A 16,334-nucleotide genomic window follows, 5' to 3' on the forward strand; every position below is an offset into this window, starting at 1 on the left:
TTTGCCTGCGGACGGCAGCCTCTACTGCTTCAACGACCCCAGCAGACTCTGCAAAAAGCGCTCGCCTGCGTCCATCTGACTCTCGTCGATAAACTCGTCCGGCTTGTGTGCCTGCTCGATGGAGCCTGGCCCGCAGACCACCACCGGCACGTTCAGGCGCCCGGCGAACAGGCCGCCCTCTGTGCCATACGAGACCTTGATGTGCTGTGTGCCCGGTTCGGCAAACGCATGCAGCAGGCGCACTGCCTCAACGCTTGGATGGGTCTCCAGCGCCGGGTATTCGTTCATGACCTCGATCTCGATGTCTGCCACACCCGACAGCTGTCGCGCTTCACGTACCAGCACCTCGGCACGCTCGCGCAATTGCTCCAGCAACGCATCGGGGTTGTCGCCCGGCAGGTTGCGGTACTCGAATTCCATGGTGCACAGGTTGGGCACGATGTTCAGCGCCTTGCCGCCATCGATACGGCCGATGTGCACGGTGCTGTAAGGGATGTCGTAACCCTCGTCACGCGCGCCGTGCTGCTCGATCTGCTTCTGACTCTTGCGCAGTTCGGCGATGAAATCGCTGGCCAGGTGAATCGCGTTGACCGCGCGCGGTGCCAGCGAGGAATGCGCCTCCTGACCTCGACAGAAGGTGCGATAGGACGCCTTGCCCTTGTGGCCGACGGCGAACTGCATCAGGGTCGGTTCGCCAACCACGCACAGAAACGGACGTACCGGTGCCAGATGCAGGACATCGAGCAGACGCCGCACACCGACACAGCCGATCTCTTCGTCGTGGGACAAGGCCAGTTGCAGCGGGCGCATCAGGGTCATGTCTGCGGCATCGAGCATTGCGTCGATAGCCAGGGCGATAAAGCCTTTCATGTCGCAGGTGCCACGGCCGTAGATGCGCCCGTCACGCAGGGTTGCCTGAAACGGTGGCATGGTCCACGCCTGACCGGCCGCCGGCACCACGTCGGTGTGGCCGGACAGCAGCACGCCCGGTACATCGCGCGGGCCGGTGCTGGCGAACAGGTTGGCTTTCTTGCCGGTCTCGTCCTTGACGATCAGCGACTCGATGCCTTTGCTGGCCAGCAGTTCGCGGACGTATTCGATCAGCGCCATGTTCGGCTCCGACGACACGGTGTCGAAGGCGATCAGACGCTTGAGGATTTCCAGTGCGCGGGGGCTCATGAGGCTTTACTCGTCTGTTCGGTGAGGTTGTCCACAAGGCTTACGTCAAACCGGCGGATGTCGAACGGGCTGATCGAGGTGCTGGTCGTGCCGGTGCTGATCAGTTCGGCCATCACGTCGCCCACGCCCGGGCCGAGCTGGAAGCCGTGGCCGCAGAAGCCGAACGCATAGAACAGTCCGTCGACCTTGCCGCTGCGGCCCATCACTGGCAGCGAGTCCGGCGTGTAGCCTTCGATGCCGCTCCACACGCGGATGATGTTCAGGTTGCCGACACCGGGCAACAGGCGACGCATCTGCTGCACCTGATTGACGATGCTGCGCGGCTCGACATAGGCGCGGCGGTTGATCATGTCCGGCTTGCTGCGAAAACCACCGCCGATGATGATGTTGCCGCGAGCGATCTGCCGGAAGTAGATCACTTCGTGAGGGATTTTGGTGAACACGCCGATCACTGTCGGCAGTGCATACGGCACCGGCTCGGTCACGGCCATCTGCGGACCATGGGTGTCCAGCGGTACGGATTCGCCAAACTGCGTGGAGAGTTTCTGCCCCCAGGCGCCAGCGGTGATCAGCAACTGATCGGCGCTGAAAATGCGCCCGTCAGTGGTGGTGACTTCGAATTCGTTACCGACCTTTTCCACATGGGCCACTTCGGTACGCTCTTCGATCCGCGCCCCGGCCCGAATCGCTGCGCGGGCGAAAGCCGGTGCCGCCAGACGCGGGTTGGCGTGGCCATCGTGTGGCGCGTAGGAACCGCCCTTCACGTCAGGGCCAAGAAACGGAAAGCGCTCGTGCAGCGCTTTCCCGCTGTAGATTTTCAGGTCCAGCTCACGGGCTTCCGGGGCCGCTGCGTAGGCTTCCAGTTCGGCGATTTCGTCCTCGCGATAGCAGACGCGCATGTGGCCGCTGGGCAGAAATTCCAGGTCTTCACCGATCAGCTCCGGCAGCCGCTGCCATAACGCTCTGGAGCGGTTGGCGAGTTCCAGCTGACCGAGATGCCGGCCCTGACGTCGCACGTTGCCGAAGTTCACGCCGCTGGCGTACTGACCGATCACGTCGCGCTCCAGCAGCGTCACTGACTTGCCGCGCTGGCGCAGAAAGAACGCTGATGCCGAGCCCATGAAGCCGCCGCCAACAATCAGTACGTCCACCTTCGCTTGCTTCATGACATCACCTCGTCGATCAGCATCGACAACGGTTTGACCGGTGCCTGACCTCGCTGACGACCGACCTGTTCGACCGGCACGCCGGCTTCGGCTGCGATCACCTCGGCCCCGGCCTGCGAGCAGTAACGGCCTTGGCAGCGGCCCATGCCGACGCGACTGAAAGCCTTGGCGCGGTTGACTTCGCAGGCGCCCTTTTCTCGTACGACGCCGCGCAATTCGCCTGCGCTGATCATCTCGCAGCGGCAGACAATGGCGTCATCGGGCAAGGCAGCCGCCTGGGCCGCAGGCCACGGAAACGCTTCGGCCAGACCGACCCGAAAGCGATCCATCGCCACCAGACTCTTGCGCACTTCTGCCTGACGCGAGTTATCCACAGGCAGGTCAAGGTCTTCCAGCAGCGCCATCGCCACCAGTCGACCGGCCTGTTCCGCCGCATCGGCGCCACGAATCTTCGCGCCGTCACCTGCGGCGTAAAAACCTTTGACCGAGGTACGCCCCTCTTCATCGACTGCCAGCAGCCATTGCCCGGACGCTTCGTCGAAGCGTAACTGGCAGCCGGCCAGATCAGCCAGCTGGGTTTCCGGACGCAGGTGATAACCCAGCGCCAGGGCATCGCAATCGACGCTCAGCGCGGTGCCATTGGCCAGCTTCACACGCACGCCGGTCACGCCGTCCTGTTCGCTGCCGATGATTTCCTCGGGCTGCACGCCCAGATGCACCGGCACCCCGGCGCTGTATAGTTGGCCCAGCAGTTTCATGCCGTTGAACAGCAGACCGGGACGCGCCAGCAATTTGGGCATCGCGCTGACGCGTTTGCCGAACGGTGAGGTGTCCAGCACTGCGGCGACATCGGCACCGGCTTTGACGTACTGGCTGGCGACCAGGTACAGCAGCGGGCCGCTACCCATGAACACCACGCGACTGCCAATCGAGACCGATTGCGACTTGAGCGCAATCTGCGAGCCGCCGAGGCTGTAGGTGCCTGCCAGTTGCCAGCCCTTGATCGGCATCAGACGGTCGGTGGCCCCGGCACACAGGATCAGCGCGTCGTATTCGACCACGGTGTGTACGCCCTGACTGGCACAGCACAGCTCGCCGTGGGTCAGGTTCCAGGCCAGGGTGTCGGGGCGGTAATCGATCTGCGGGCGCAAGCGATCGAAGCTTTCATGCAGGTCACGCGCTTTGGCCGCTTCGGTGCCATACAGCGCCGAATAATCGCGCTTGAAGCCTTCTGGCTGACGGCGATAGATCTGCCCGCCGTCACGCCGGTTTTCGTCGATCAGGATCGGTTTGATGCCCGCAGCCAGCAAGGTTTCGGCGCAGCGGGTGCCTGCCGGGCCGGCGCCGATGATGACCACTCTCGGGCTGCCAGGGTTGCGAACGTCTAACCGTGAAGAAGTGGCCATTTCGCCTCCGGTTGGGTGGTGACGATGTCGAGTCCGTCGCGGACTTCGTTGGAGCAGGCGCGCAGCCGCTCACCGCTGCGGGTCCAGACCCAGCAATCCTGGCAGGCACCCATCAGACAGAAACCTGCACGGCGTCCCGGGTCGAACTCGGACTGGCGTAACGTTGCCTTGCGGGTCAGCAACGCCACCATCAGCGTATCGCCCTGCAATGCCTCGATAGGCGCGCCATCGACCATCAGGCTCACGACCGGGCGATCACGCTCGCCCAGCCTCACAAAACGGCCATTCATGCGTAAGCTCCGACGATTTCAGGATTCAGATTTTCTTGCACGGCCTGCAGCTCGTCGCTGTCGCGGTGGCAAAGGATTTCGCTGCCACCTGCGATCACGCGGCGGCCCGGCGCGGTCTTGTTGCACAGGCCTTCGATTCGGGCCGGGCAGCGATTGAGGAAGGTGCACAGCTCCGGATTGTTGGGCGGTGCGCTGATGGGCGGCAGGTTGCCGCTGGTTACACCGCAGGTTTCCAGCCAGCCCTGACGCAGTTCCGGCACCGAATGCACCAGTAGATCGGTGTAGGGGTGGAACGGCATTCGGCTGAAGGCTTCGCGGCTGCCCTCTTCGACCTTGTGGCCGCTGTACATCACCACGATGTCGTCGCACAGCGCGCGAACGGTGGAGATGTCGTGGCTGATGAACAGGTAGGAAACCCCCAGCTTGCGGCGCAGTTCGCCGAGCAGTTCAAGGATGCAGGCACCCACCACGGTATCCAGTGCCGAGGTCACTTCATCACAGAGAATCAGGTCCGGCTTGGCCGCCAGCGCGCGAGCCAGGTTGACGCGTTGTTTCTGCCCGCCCGAGAGTTCGTTGGGACGCCGCTCGGCCAGCTCGCGGGGCAGGCGCACCAGGTCCATCAGTTCATCGATGCGCTCGCGCAGGGCCCTGCCCTTCAGGCCGAAATACATCTTCAGCGGGCGCGCCAGAATTGCGCTGATACTGTGCATCGGGTTGAGTGCGGTGTCGGCGTTCTGGAACACCATCTGGATGCGCCGGAACTGTTCTTCGGTACGACCCGCCAGGGTGCCGGACAACTCGGCACCGTCGAACGTCAGGCTGCCATGCGCCGGGTCCAGAAGACCGGCGACCACACGGGCCAGCGTCGATTTGCCCGAGCCTGACTCGCCGATCACGCCGATGGCCTGACCACGGCGGATGGTCAGGTCGATGTCTTCCAGCACGCGAATCATCGGCATGCCCTGCAGGTTCTTCTTGCCGTAGCCCGCCGTCAGGCCCGTGATGGTCAACAGCGTGCTGTCCTTGACCACTTCGCTGGCCGGGCTCAGCACTTTATCCGGACGCGCCGCCGCCAGCAGGCTGCGGCTGTAGGCGTCCACGGGTCCCTTGAGCAGCGCGGCGGTGCTGCTGGTTTCGATGATCTGCCCACCGTTGAGCACCACGATCTGATCGGCCATCTGCGCCACCACCGCAAGGTCGTGGGAGACATAAACCGCAGTGGCCCCCCGGTCACGGACTACCCGCTTGAATGCGCGCAGCACGTCGATCTGCGTGGTGACGTCCAGTGCCGTGGTCGGTTCGTCGAGGATCACCAGCAACGGATCACTGATCAGCGCCATGGCCGCCATGACGCGCTGCAACTGACCGCCCGAGACCTGATGCGGATAACGTCGACCGATGCTTTCCGGATTGGGCAGGGCCAGATCGCGGAACAGCTCGACCGCCTTGGCTTCCAGTTCCGCGCGGCTGCCCAGGCCGTGAATCAACGCACCTTCGATCACCTGATCGATAAGCTTTTTCGCCGGGTTGAAGGCCGCTGCGGCGCTTTGCGCAATGTAGGAAACGCGATTGCCACGCAGGCCCTGCAATTGGCTTTCGGGCAGGCTGAGCATGTCGTGCTCGCCCACTTGAACCACCCCGCCGGCCAGCTTGCAACCGCGTCGGGCGTAACCCAGCAGGGCCAGCGCGATCGTGGTCTTGCCGGAGCCCGACTCGCCGATCAGTGCCAGCACTTCACCTTTTTCCAGCGCAAAGCTGACGCCTTTGACAATCTCCAGCTCGCCATGGTCGCCATCGGCAACTACGCGCAGGTCTTGCACACGAATCAACTGGCTCATCTCAATGCCCTCCCGAACGACGACCACGCCGCGAGGCCAGCCGGTCGATGAGCAGGTTCACGCCGATGGTCAGAGTGCCGATGGCCAGTGCCGGGATCACGATGGCCGGCGCGCCCTGGCTGAGGCCACCGATGTTCTCGCGGACCAGCGAGCCCAGGTCGGCGTCAGGCGGCTGTACACCGAGCCCCAGAAAGCTCATGCCGCTGAGCAGCAAGACGATGAAGCCGAAGCGCAGGCCCAGGTCGGTCATGACCGGGTTGAGCATGTTCGGCAGGATTTCCCGGCAGGCAATGTAGATACGGCCCTCGCCGCGTGTGCGTGCCACTTGCACGTATTCCAGCGCCTCGATATTCACCGCCATGCTGCGCGCGATCCGAAACGCGCCTGGTGTGTAGCTCAGCACCGCCGTGCAGATCAGCAGCACCTCGGACGAGCCGAATGCCGAGACCATGATCAGCGCCAGCATTTTGCTGGGGATCGAGATGAACGCGTCCATCAGGCGGCTGATGATTTCGTCCAGCCATTTTGGCGCGACCACCGACAGCAGCGCGCACAGCGTCCCGATGCCGCTGGCCAGTACGGCAGAAATCAATGCCAGGCCGACGGTGAAGCGCGCGCCGACCAATACGCGGCTGAGCATGTCGCGACCCAGGTAATCAGTACCGAATGGATAGGCTGCGCTCATGTTTTCGAACATGTTGTCGGAGACCACTTCGCCCACCGGATGCGGTGCGAGCCAGGGGCCGAACAGGGCGACCATCAACCAGATGAAGCACACCGTTGCGCCCAGCAGGCCAAGCCATGAGGTCGGACGGGACACCTTTTTGCGAAGCACCGGTTGCGGCGCCGCAGGCGTCGATTTCGCAATGAATTGAGTCATTGGTTTCTCAGCCTCGGATTGGAAAGAATTGCACACAGGTCGGCCATCAGCACCAACCCAAGGTAAGCGGAGCAGAACAGCATCGTGCAGCCCTGCACCAGGGCCATGTCACGGTTGGTCACGGCATCGACCATCAGGCTGGCGATGCCGGGATAGTTGAAGATGGTCTCGACGATGACGACGCCGCCGAGCAGGTACGACAGGCTCAGTGCCACGGCGTTGACGATCGGTCCGATGGCGTTCGGCAAGGCATGGCGCAATACGATACGCACCGGGCTGACGCCCTTGAGGCGCGCCATTTCCACATACGCGCTGTCCAGCTGGTCAATGACCGCAGCGCGAGTCATGCGCGCCATCTGCGCCACGATCACGCAGCACAGGGTCATCACCGGCAACGCGTAGGTGCGCATGAACTGCCAAGGCGAGCTGACATCGGCGCCGTAGGACAGCGCGGACAGCCAACCCAGATTGACGGCGAAAATCAGCACCGCCAGCGTTGCCACCAGAAACTCGGGCACGGCGACCAGTGACAGGGTGATGAAATTCAGCGCGCTATCCAGGCGACTGCCGCGGTACATCGCTGCGCCAATCCCCAGCGCCAGCGCTACCGGCACCGATACCAGCGCGGTGGTGGCCGACAGCATCAGCGTTTTCGGGAAGCGTCCGGCAATCAGCTCGGAGACCGGCATCGCGTTGGAGACCGATTCGCCGAGGTTGCCGCTGAGCAGGTTGGTCAACCAATGCAGATAACGCACCACACCGGGTTGATCCAGGCCCAGCTTGATACGCAACGCCGCGACCTGTTCAGGCGTCGCGAATTGCCCAAGGGCCTGCTGCGCTGCGTCTCCAGGCAACACCGCGGTAATGGCGAAGACCACGATGGAAACGATCAACAACGTCACGATCGCCGCGCCGAAGCGCTGCACGATCAACCAGAGTGTGTTGCTATTCATCTGCGTCCTCCTGCTCGGTTCAGCGTTGCAATTACGCGTCCAGCCACACCTGCTCGCTGAACATGTAGCCCATGAAGCCGCCCAGCGGGTTGCTGGAGTAGCCCTGGACACGCTTGTCCACACCGTCGATGTTGCTGATGAACACAGGGATGCCGACGCCGCAGTTCTGGCTGACCAGAGCCTGCATGTCGCCATACATTTTGCCGCGCTTGGCGTCGTCGGTTTCGCCACGGGCCAGCACCAGCAACTGATCGAACTGGTCGTTTTTCCAGCCGGATTCGTTCCACGGCGCTGTGGACTGGAAGAATTGCGAGAAGATCACGTCGGCGTTCGGGCGCGGGTTGATGTTGCCGAAGCTCAGCGGATGCTTCATCCAGTGGTTGGACCAGTAGCCGTCGCTTGGCAGACGGTTGACGTTGAGGGTCAGACCGGCCTGCTTGGCGGACTGTTGCAGCAGCACGGCAATGTCCACCGAACCGGTCGCGGCAGGCGACGCCGCCACGGCCATGGTGATACTTTCCATGCCGGCTTTCTTGAGCAGGAATTTGGCTTTTTCCGGGTCGTAGGCGCGCTGTGGCAGGTCAGCGTTGAAGTAGCGCGAGCCTGGCGAGATCGGGTGGTCGTTACCGACGCGAGCATAGCCACGGAACACCGCTGATTTGACCTGCTCACGGTCCAGCAGGTACTTCATGGCCTCGGTGAATTCCGGACTCTTGCCGGGCATCTGGTCCTGACGAATGATCAGGTCGGTATAGTTGCCGGACGGGGCATCGACCACCCGGTGTTTGGCGCTGGCGGCAATGCGTGTGGTCGAGCGCGGATTGACCTCGTTGATCATGTGTACGTCGCCGGAGAGCAGCGCGTTGACCCGCGATGGCTCGTCGGCGATGGCGATGAATTCGATCTCGTCCAGGTACGGCAGGCCCGGCTTCCAGTAGTTGGGGTTGCGCGCACTGACCGAGCGCACGCCAGGGTTGAATTCCTTGACGGTGAACGGCCCGGTGCCGATGCCTTTGCTGAAGTCGGTGGTGCCTTCAGGCACGATCAGCAGGTGCGAGACCGCTAGGATCGACGGCAGCTCGGCGTTTGGCGAGCTGAGGGTGATCTGCACTTCCAGCGGGCCGGTGGCCTTGATCTCGGAAAACTGCGCCATCAGTGGCATGACTTTCGAACCGGTGGCCGGATCCTTGTGGCGCGACAGGGAGAACACCACGTCACCAGCGGTCAGCGCCTTGCCATTGTGGAAGGTCACGCCCTGGCGCAGGGTCACGGTCCAGACCGTCGCGTTGTCGCTTTCGATCTTCTCGGCCAGTTCCATGTGCGGCACCAGATGGCTGTCGAAACGCGTCAGGCCGTTGTAGAACATGAAATGACGCACGTAGTCGGTGGACAGCGCGCCCTTGGCCGGGTCCAGCGTATCGGCGGTAGAACTGGACATGCCGGCAACCCGAATGCGGCCGCCCGGTTTGCCTTTGACAGGGGCATCCGCGTCGTCGGCAAAGACCTTGCCGGCCGCGCCGAACAGGCTGGTGGAGCCCGCCGCAACTACGCCTGCAACACCCAGCATGCGCAACGCATCGCGCCGTGACAGGCCACGATTGAGACCTTCGAAAACCCGCAGGCTGTCTTGGCCTGTGATCAACGCGGAGTCGGTTTTTTTATCAGCCATATCAGTTCTACCTGTCGAAAAGGGAAAATTCCGAATTGCTCACGGTTGGCCGGAGCGTCCTTCAAGCACATACGATGACGGTCAGACGAACACTCAGTGGCGGCTGTCCTGATAGCGGTAATAAGCGCCTACCAGCGGCAGAAACCATGGTTTGCCGAAATGGCCGGGAATGGCTGGCCAGCTCAGGTCCTTCCAGGGGTTGGCCTGCGCCTTGCCTTCCATGACTTCGGCCATCATCCGCCCCATGTGCACCGACATCTGCACACCGTGACCGCTGTAACCCATCGAATAGAAGACCCCGTTGTGTTCGCCTGCACGCGGCAAACGGTCGGAGGTCATGTCCACCAGCCCGCCCCAGCAGTAGTCGACTTTGACGTGTGCCAGTTGCGGAAACATCTGCACCATGGCCGCCTGCAACACCTTGCCGCTTTTGGCGTCTGAGCTGCTGTTGGACATGGCGAAGCGTGCGCGCCCACCGAACAGCAGGCGGTTGTCCGGCGTGAGGCGGAAATAGTTGCCGATCAAACGGCTGGTCACGTAAGCGCGCTGGTGGGGGAACAGTTGGTCGATCAGCGCTTGCGGCAATACTTCAGTGACGATGACGAAGCTGCCGACCGGCACGATGCGCCGGCGATACCAGCCCAGTCCGCCATGCTGGCAGGCACCGGTCGCCAACATCAGCTGGCCGGCCTGGATCGAGCCTTTCGAGGTGTTGACCACAAAGCCGCCACGGTTGGCTTTCCAGTCTTTTACCGTCGCGTTCTGATACACCCTTGCGCCATGGCGCACGGCCGCATCGGCGAGACCCAGACCGAAACGTCCGACATGCATCTGTATGCCGTTGCGCTGCAGCAGGCCACCGTGAAACTCGTTCGAATCGATTTCGGCGCGCACGTCCTGAGCCGATAGCAGCTCGACGTCAGCATCGACTTCGCGGCGGATCAGCTCGCAGGTGCGCGCCAGTCCTTCGTAATGCCCTGGCTTGGCCGCCAGCTTGAGCTTGCCGTTACGCTTGATGTCGCAGGCGATGTTTTCCTCCTCGATTACGGTCACGACGCTCTGCACCGCGCTTTCATAAGCCTTGTAATACTCGCGTGCCTGATCGGCACCCAGGGTTGCGCTCAACGACGCGTAGTCCTGGGCCACGCCGGTATTGCACTGTCCGCCATTGCGGCCCGACGCTTCGCCGATTACCCGGCCTGCTTCCAGAACCACCACGCTGGCACCTTTCAAGGCCAATGCACGCGCCGCAGCAAGGCCGGTGAAACCGCCACCGACCACCACCACGTCAGCCTGCCCCTCCACTGCGCCGTCCTGCGCGCCGGTAAAGTCTGGAGCCGTATCGAGCCAGTAAGACTCACTGCGCATATCGTTCCCCTTGTCACTCATCGAAGAGCACCTTGAAAAATGCCGGTTTTGCGCGGGTTGCCCAGCCTAGAGGCCGACCAGCCCGGCCAGTCCGCCGATATCCGGGATCTGGTGGTATTCGTAGAAGCTGTTGGCGGGCTGTTCATGACCGCGAGCCACAAAGGCCTTGTTTTTGATTTTCATGTCGTGGGCCGAGAACAGGTCATAACGGAAGCTCGAGGACACATGCAAGATGTCTTCCGGACCGCAACCCAGGTTGTCGAGCATGAACTCGAAGGCTGCCAGACGCGGCTTGTAGACCTTGGCCTGGTCAGCGGTGAACACCTTGTGAAACGGTGCACCGAGCTTTTCGACGTTGGACATGATCTGGCTGTCGCTGGCGTTGGAGTAAATCACCAGCGGGATCTTGTCGGCGATTTTCGACAGGCCGGCGGGCACATCGGCGTGTGGGCCCCAGGTCGGTACGGCGTCGTAATACAGCTGGCCTTCTTCGCGGTATTCAACGTTCCAGCGCTTGCAGGTGCGCGCCAGTGCGACTTTCAGGATTTCGTCGTATGGCATCCAGTCACCCATGACCTGATCCAGACGATACGCCGAAAAATCCCTGACGAACTGATCCATCTGTTCAGCCGGAACGCGGTCGGCAAACAGCTCGCGCGTCATGGTGCCCATATGGAAATTGGTCAACGTGCCGTAGCAGTCGAACGTAATGAATTTTGGTCGAAGAAAGCTCATTGTGTGCGGTCCTGAAAGTTCGTTGAGGTCATGGCATGACGAGCAATCCGGCCTGATGTCCAGGGGCGGTGATGCACGCTGCAGCACAACCTCATTACAACACCGTGAAATCAGCATATGGCGTTAAAAGTGATGGCTGCTTGATAGAAACCACCGTTTTGAGGTGCGCGCTCAGCAGACTTTGCGGGGCGCTCCAGCCTTGGGCAGAGCCCGGTTTTCGGCGCTTTTGTGACCCTTTTCAGGGCGCTCGGGCTCAAACACGCGGGTTTGCGCCGCAGAAACTGCGCCGCGCCAGCGCTCGGCGAGTGACAAATGCCGGCAGCTATATAAAGAGCCTGAACGCGGGGTAAAAACCCTAAGCATTTGCTGCCGGAGGCCCGGCTGATTTAAGCAGTAACTGTGGTCTGGCGAACGGCACTTTGTGGAATCTGCCGAATGCTCGCCAGCCTCTTGTCTCCTCTCGCCACAGGTGGGATACAGAGCATCTGCAGCAACCTTTTATTGCCTGTGCATCCTTCTGGACGGAGAGACTTCATGCTCGCTCAGCAACGCCTCGACTTTGAATATCGCCCCATGACTGCAGCCGATGTCGGCAACGCACATGAACTGTCCCTCGCCCTGAAATGGCCGCACCGGCTTGAAGACTGGGCCATGCTGCAACGTGTCGCTCAGGGCTTCGTCGCGCTACACAACGGGCGTTTGATCGGCAGCGCGTTTGCCTGCCATCAGGGCGAGTTCTCTACCATCGGCCTGGTGATCGTCAGCGACGACTATCAAGGTAAGGGCATTGGTCGCAAGCTGATGGAGTTGGCCGTCGGCAGCGTCGCGCCCCGCACGGCGGTCCTCAACGCCACGCTGGCAGGTGCGCCGCTCTACGCGAAGATGGGGTTCGTCAGCTTTGGCGAGATCCAGCAGCGTCAGGGGCAGGCGCAACCGCCCGGCACCACCGAACTGAAGGCACAGGAACGTTGCCGGGGGCTGAGCGAGGCTGACCACCCTCGTGTGCTGGAACTGGCCAACGCCGGTTCGGGTATGGACCGCTCGGTGACGCTGGGCGATGTGCTGAACAACCTTGAGCACGCTGTTGGCATCGAGCGCGACGGCCAGTTGCAGGCCTTTGCCCTGCTGCGCCCGTTCGGTCGTGGCCTGTGCATCGGCCCTGTTGTTGCCCAGAGCGTTGACCAGGCCAGGCACATGATTGGAGAGCTGCTGGCCCGCGTGCCTTATGCCTTCGTACGTATCGACATCCCGACCGACAGCGGCCTGGCTGACTGGCTGGAGGAAGCCGGCCTCAAGCGCGTCGACAGCGTGACCTGCATGAGCATGGGCGCAGTCCCGCAAGCCACTCAGGGCGTTCGCCAGTTTGCGCTGATTACCCAGGCGATCGGCTGATCGCCCGTAAGCACCTCATCGTGCCAATGCTCTCGCAGAGCGTCACGAAATGCATTACCACGCAGAGCGCTCATCGTTATACATAAGTCTTGGAGAGCCCCGAATACGTGCTTTTCAGGCTTCTGCCCGCAGGGCGTAGGAGCGAACTTGTTCGCGAAGGCAGGCAATTATACCGGCCCTTTCGCGAACAAGTTCGCTCCTACGGCCTCCGGCCAGAATCAAAAGCGGATTTGTGTATAACGCTGAGTCCGGAGCGTGGGAACGATCATCAACGCTTCAACTTCAGGAGCCCTACCCGATGCCCCAACCCACTGTTTTGCTATTGGCCCGCGCTGACCTCAGCCCGGTCGACACCGAATTCACCACTGGCCCCATCGATGCGCATGACTCGTTCGATAATGAACGCCGCACAGCGTTCATCGATGATCAGGGCATTGCGGCCGGCCTCGTGCATTTCGGCACGTCGCTGTCAGTGGCAGCCTACCCCTACACCGAAATGCTGGTGATGCATCGCGGGTCCGTCACCCTGACCTCCGGCACCGAGAGCCTCACCATCAAGTCCGGTGAAAGTGCCGTGATCGGTCGCGGCACTCAAGTACGTATCGACGCGCAACCGGGCAGCCTCTGGGCGTTCTGCGCGTCCACCCAGGCCAGCGGGCCAGACAAACCCGGCATCACCGCGCTCGACCGCCTGGCCATGCTCACGCCGTCTTCACCGCCAGACCCGGCGATCATGATCAGCGCGCTGCCGCAATGCCGCAGCAACAACCTCTTCGAAGACAGCGCCAGCACCCTGCGCATCGGCGTGTGGGACTCCACCCCCTACGAACGCATCTCGCGGCCGCACAAGATCCATGAACTGATGAGCCTGATCGAAGGCAGCGTCGAGCTGAGCCTGGAAAACGGCCCGGGCCTGACCGTGAATACCGGCGATACCGTATTCGTCGCCCAAGGCGCGCCCTGCAAATGGACCAGCACTGCGTATGTGCGCAAGTTTTATGCGGTGACGTGAAGTAGAACGACGTTCTGCTTCGCCCGACGACTCTATTCAGCAGGGAGCCTGGAATGGAGCGATGGGAAAACGCTATGTGGATGAATACAACGAAACCGGCAGAAGCACCCAAACACTGGTGATGCTTCTCGCCCGCTACATTATTCTTTCAGGCCCAGCACGTAGAACTTGCTGTCCACCGCGATCAACGGAAAGCTCGCTGGCAGATCTTCTTTGGTGATCTCCCGAAAGCCGTGCTTTTCATAGAAGCGATGCGCAGCGTGAAATTTGTCGGTCGTGCCCAGGAAAACTTCGCTGACGCCCTTGCGGGTTGATTCCTCGATCAGGCGCTCGAGCAGTCTGGCTGCAACGGAGAATTCCCGGCCGCGAAACGGGGCGGCGACAAACATCTTGCGCAGTGCTGCCTGGCCTGCGCCGATGTCTCTGAGACCGATGCTGCCGATGACCTGATCGTCTTGTACCGCAACCCAGAAATCCCCTGTGCCGGTCTGGTAAAAGTCCGGAATCGCTTTCAGGTCAGGCTGGTCTTCGGCGGTGATGGAAATACCGAACTCTTCACGCTGGATCGGCAGGATCATCGCCGATACACCTGACTCGTCGCTCGGCACGAAACGCCGTATCTGAATCCCGTTTACGCCCACAACACACCTCCTGGTCATCGTCCTCAGTGAAAATCAGTATTCCAGACAAGCAAACGCCCCGACAAGTCGAGGCGTTTGCTTGAGCATTTTCGAGGGTCACACGGGCGTGTGACCCTGAAGATGTTTAATTACAACTTCGGACCCGCAGCCTTGATGGCGTCGCTCACGTCGAACTTCTTGAAGTTCTCCACGAACAGGCCAGCCAGTGCTTTTGCCGCTTCGTCGTAGGCAGCTTTGTCAGCCCAGGTGTTGCGTGGGTTGAGCAGGCCGGTATCGACGCCGGGTACCGACTTCGGTACGTCGAGGTTGATGGTGTCGAGGTGTTCGGTTTCGGCACCGATCAGTGCGCCGCTCTGGATCGCTGCGATCACGCCACGGGTGGTCGGGATGTTGAAGCGCTTGCCGACGCCGTAGCCACCGCCGGTCCAGCCGGTGTTGACCAGGTAGACCTTGGATTTGAAGCCGCGGATGCGCTTGATCAGCAGTTCAGCGTATTCGCCAGCCGGACGCGGGAAGAACGGTGCGCCGAAGCAGGTGGAGAAGGTGGACTTGATGCCCGAACCCGAACCCATTTCAGTCGAGCCGACCAGTGCGGTGTAACCCGACAGGAAGTGGTAGGCGGCCTGTTCTTCGCTGAGGATCGACACAGGCGGCAGTACGCCGGTCAGGTCGCAGGTCAGGAAGATAACGGCGTTCGGCTCGCCACCGAGGTTTTTCGGTGCGCGTTTTTCGATCAGTTCGCGCGGGTAGGCGGCGCGGCTGTTCTGGGTCAGGCTGCTGTCGGCGTAGTCGGCTTTTTTGGTAACCGGGTCGAGTACGACGTTTTCCAGTACGGCGCCGTGCTGGATGGCTTTCCAGATGACCGGCTCGTTCTTCTCGGACAGGTCGATGCACTTGGCATAGCAACCGCCTTCGATGTTGAACACCACGCCCTCGCCCCAGCCGTGTTCGTCGTCACCGATCAGGTAACGGCTTTCATCAGCGGACAGGGTGGTCTTGCCGGTGCCGGACAGGCCGAAGAACAGGGTGACATCGCCCTCTTCGCCCATGTTGGCCGCGCAGTGCATCGGCAGAACGTCGGACGCCGGGAGCAGGAAGTTCTGCACCGAGAACATGGCTTTCTTCATTTCGCCGGCATAACGCATGCCTGCGATCAGCACCTTGCGGGCTTTGAAGTTGATGATGACGGTGCCGTCGGAGTTGGTGCCGTCACGCTCAGGGTCGCAGACGAACCATGGCGCGTTCTGGATTTCCCACTCGTCCTTGCCTGCCGGGTTGTACTGTTCAGGGTTGATGAACAGGCAACGGCCGAACAGATTGTGCCACGCAGTCTCGGTGGTCATCTTGACCGGCAGGTAGTGCGCAGGGTCGGAGCCTACATGAACATGGGAAACGAAGCGCTCGCGCTCGGCGAGGTACGCGCCGACACGGTTCCACAGGGCGTTGAATTTCTCCTCCGGGAACTTGCGGTTGATCGGGCCCCAGGCGATGGCGTCCTGAGTGCTCGGCTCTTCAACGATGAAACGATCGACCGGCGAACGGCCAGTGCGATGGCCTGTCTCCACAACCAGTGCGCCAGTATCGGACAGTACGCCTTCTTTGCGGGCAAGGGCTTCCTTGACCAGTTCGTCGGTGCTCAGATCGGTGTACACAGCGTTGTTGGTTTGCGTCATGAGGTTCCCCGTCGGCCTGTGGCCGAGTGCTCCAAACGGTTTTGTAGTAAAAAAACAACCACTACTACAGCGTAAAAGTGGGCCGGATTATGCCAGAAATGCCTGGAAATGGTAGGACCCTCCTGTCAGAAC

14 protein-coding genes are annotated in these 16,334 nt (G+C 61.7%); 2 read left to right on the forward strand and 12 right to left on the reverse strand.

Annotated elements, in window-relative coordinates:
- Window positions 1-21 precede the first annotated feature (21 nt).
- From argE to JOE29_RS23210, 10 genes are all read right to left on the reverse strand, one after another.
- Window positions 22-1,179, reverse strand: a complete 1,158-nt coding sequence (gene argE / locus JOE29_RS23165) for an acetylornithine deacetylase (RefSeq protein ID WP_044312666.1) — start codon at window positions 1,177-1,179, stop codon at window positions 22-24.
- Entirely contained in the window at window positions 1,176-2,345 is a 1,170-nt protein-coding gene (locus JOE29_RS23170; protein WP_074996775.1) for an FAD-binding oxidoreductase, read from the reverse strand. Before JOE29_RS23170 ends, argE begins: the two co-directional genes overlap by 4 nt.
- Window positions 2,342-3,751: an FAD-dependent oxidoreductase gene (locus JOE29_RS23175; protein ID WP_074953812.1), complete on the reverse strand. Its 1,410-nt coding sequence runs from the start codon at window positions 3,749-3,751 to the stop codon at window positions 2,342-2,344. Before JOE29_RS23175 ends, JOE29_RS23170 begins: the two co-directional genes overlap by 4 nt.
- Window positions 3,730-4,041: a (2Fe-2S)-binding protein gene (locus JOE29_RS23180; protein WP_003318115.1), complete on the reverse strand. Its 312-nt coding sequence runs from the start codon at window positions 4,039-4,041 to the stop codon at window positions 3,730-3,732. The genes JOE29_RS23175 and JOE29_RS23180 overlap by 22 nt, the downstream gene beginning before the upstream one ends.
- Window positions 4,038-5,879 carry an ABC transporter ATP-binding protein gene (locus tag JOE29_RS23185; protein ID WP_210079902.1) on the reverse strand — a complete coding sequence of 614 codons (1,842 nt, stop codon included), beginning with the start codon at window positions 5,877-5,879 and terminating at the stop codon, window positions 4,038-4,040. Before JOE29_RS23185 ends, JOE29_RS23180 begins: the two co-directional genes overlap by 4 nt.
- Before the next feature lies 1 nt (window position 5,880).
- Entirely contained in the window at window positions 5,881-6,759 is an 879-nt protein-coding gene (locus tag JOE29_RS23190; RefSeq protein ID WP_003425791.1) for an ABC transporter permease, read from the reverse strand.
- Window positions 6,756-7,712: an ABC transporter permease gene (locus JOE29_RS23195; protein WP_003318112.1), complete on the reverse strand. Its 957-nt coding sequence runs from the start codon at window positions 7,710-7,712 to the stop codon at window positions 6,756-6,758. Before JOE29_RS23195 ends, JOE29_RS23190 begins: the two co-directional genes overlap by 4 nt.
- A 31-nt stretch (window positions 7,713-7,743) precedes the next feature.
- Complete coding sequence (locus JOE29_RS23200) at window positions 7,744-9,381, reverse strand: ABC transporter substrate-binding protein (RefSeq protein WP_003318111.1); 1,638 nt, start codon at window positions 9,379-9,381, stop codon at window positions 7,744-7,746.
- Window positions 9,382-9,474: 93 nt separating this feature from the next.
- Window positions 9,475-10,749: an FAD-binding oxidoreductase gene (locus JOE29_RS23205; protein WP_024663736.1), complete on the reverse strand. Its 1,275-nt coding sequence runs from the start codon at window positions 10,747-10,749 to the stop codon at window positions 9,475-9,477.
- A gap of 66 nt (window positions 10,750-10,815) precedes the next feature.
- Window positions 10,816-11,484, reverse strand: a complete 669-nt coding sequence (locus JOE29_RS23210; protein WP_003425796.1) for a haloacid dehalogenase type II — start codon at window positions 11,482-11,484, stop codon at window positions 10,816-10,818.
- 534 nt (window positions 11,485-12,018) lie between these two features.
- Between JOE29_RS23210 and JOE29_RS23215 the strand changes: the two genes are divergently transcribed.
- Both JOE29_RS23215 and JOE29_RS23220 read left to right on the forward strand, forming a co-directional pair.
- Entirely contained in the window at window positions 12,019-12,876 is an 858-nt protein-coding gene (locus tag JOE29_RS23215; protein ID WP_029571769.1) for a GNAT family N-acetyltransferase, read from the forward strand.
- A 298-nt stretch (window positions 12,877-13,174) separates the two neighbouring features.
- The gene (locus JOE29_RS23220) at window positions 13,175-13,888 is read left to right on the forward strand and encodes a cupin domain-containing protein (RefSeq protein WP_210079903.1); all 714 of its coding nucleotides are present in this window, start codon (window positions 13,175-13,177) and stop codon (window positions 13,886-13,888) included.
- 140 nt (window positions 13,889-14,028) lie between these two features.
- Here the strand turns inward: JOE29_RS23220 and JOE29_RS23225 are convergent, their stop codons facing one another.
- A complete protein-coding gene (locus tag JOE29_RS23225) occupies window positions 14,029-14,529 on the reverse strand; it encodes a GNAT family N-acetyltransferase (RefSeq protein ID WP_210079904.1) in 501 nt (166 codons plus the stop codon).
- A 128-nt stretch (window positions 14,530-14,657) separates the two neighbouring features.
- Entirely contained in the window at window positions 14,658-16,202 is a 1,545-nt protein-coding gene (locus JOE29_RS23230; protein ID WP_044312674.1) for a phosphoenolpyruvate carboxykinase, read from the reverse strand.
- Window positions 16,203-16,334 lie beyond the last annotated feature (132 nt).

The organism is Pseudomonas sp. PvP009 (assembly GCF_017832995.1).
Taxonomy (GTDB): Bacteria; Pseudomonadota; Gammaproteobacteria; order Pseudomonadales; family Pseudomonadaceae; genus Aquipseudomonas; species Aquipseudomonas syringae.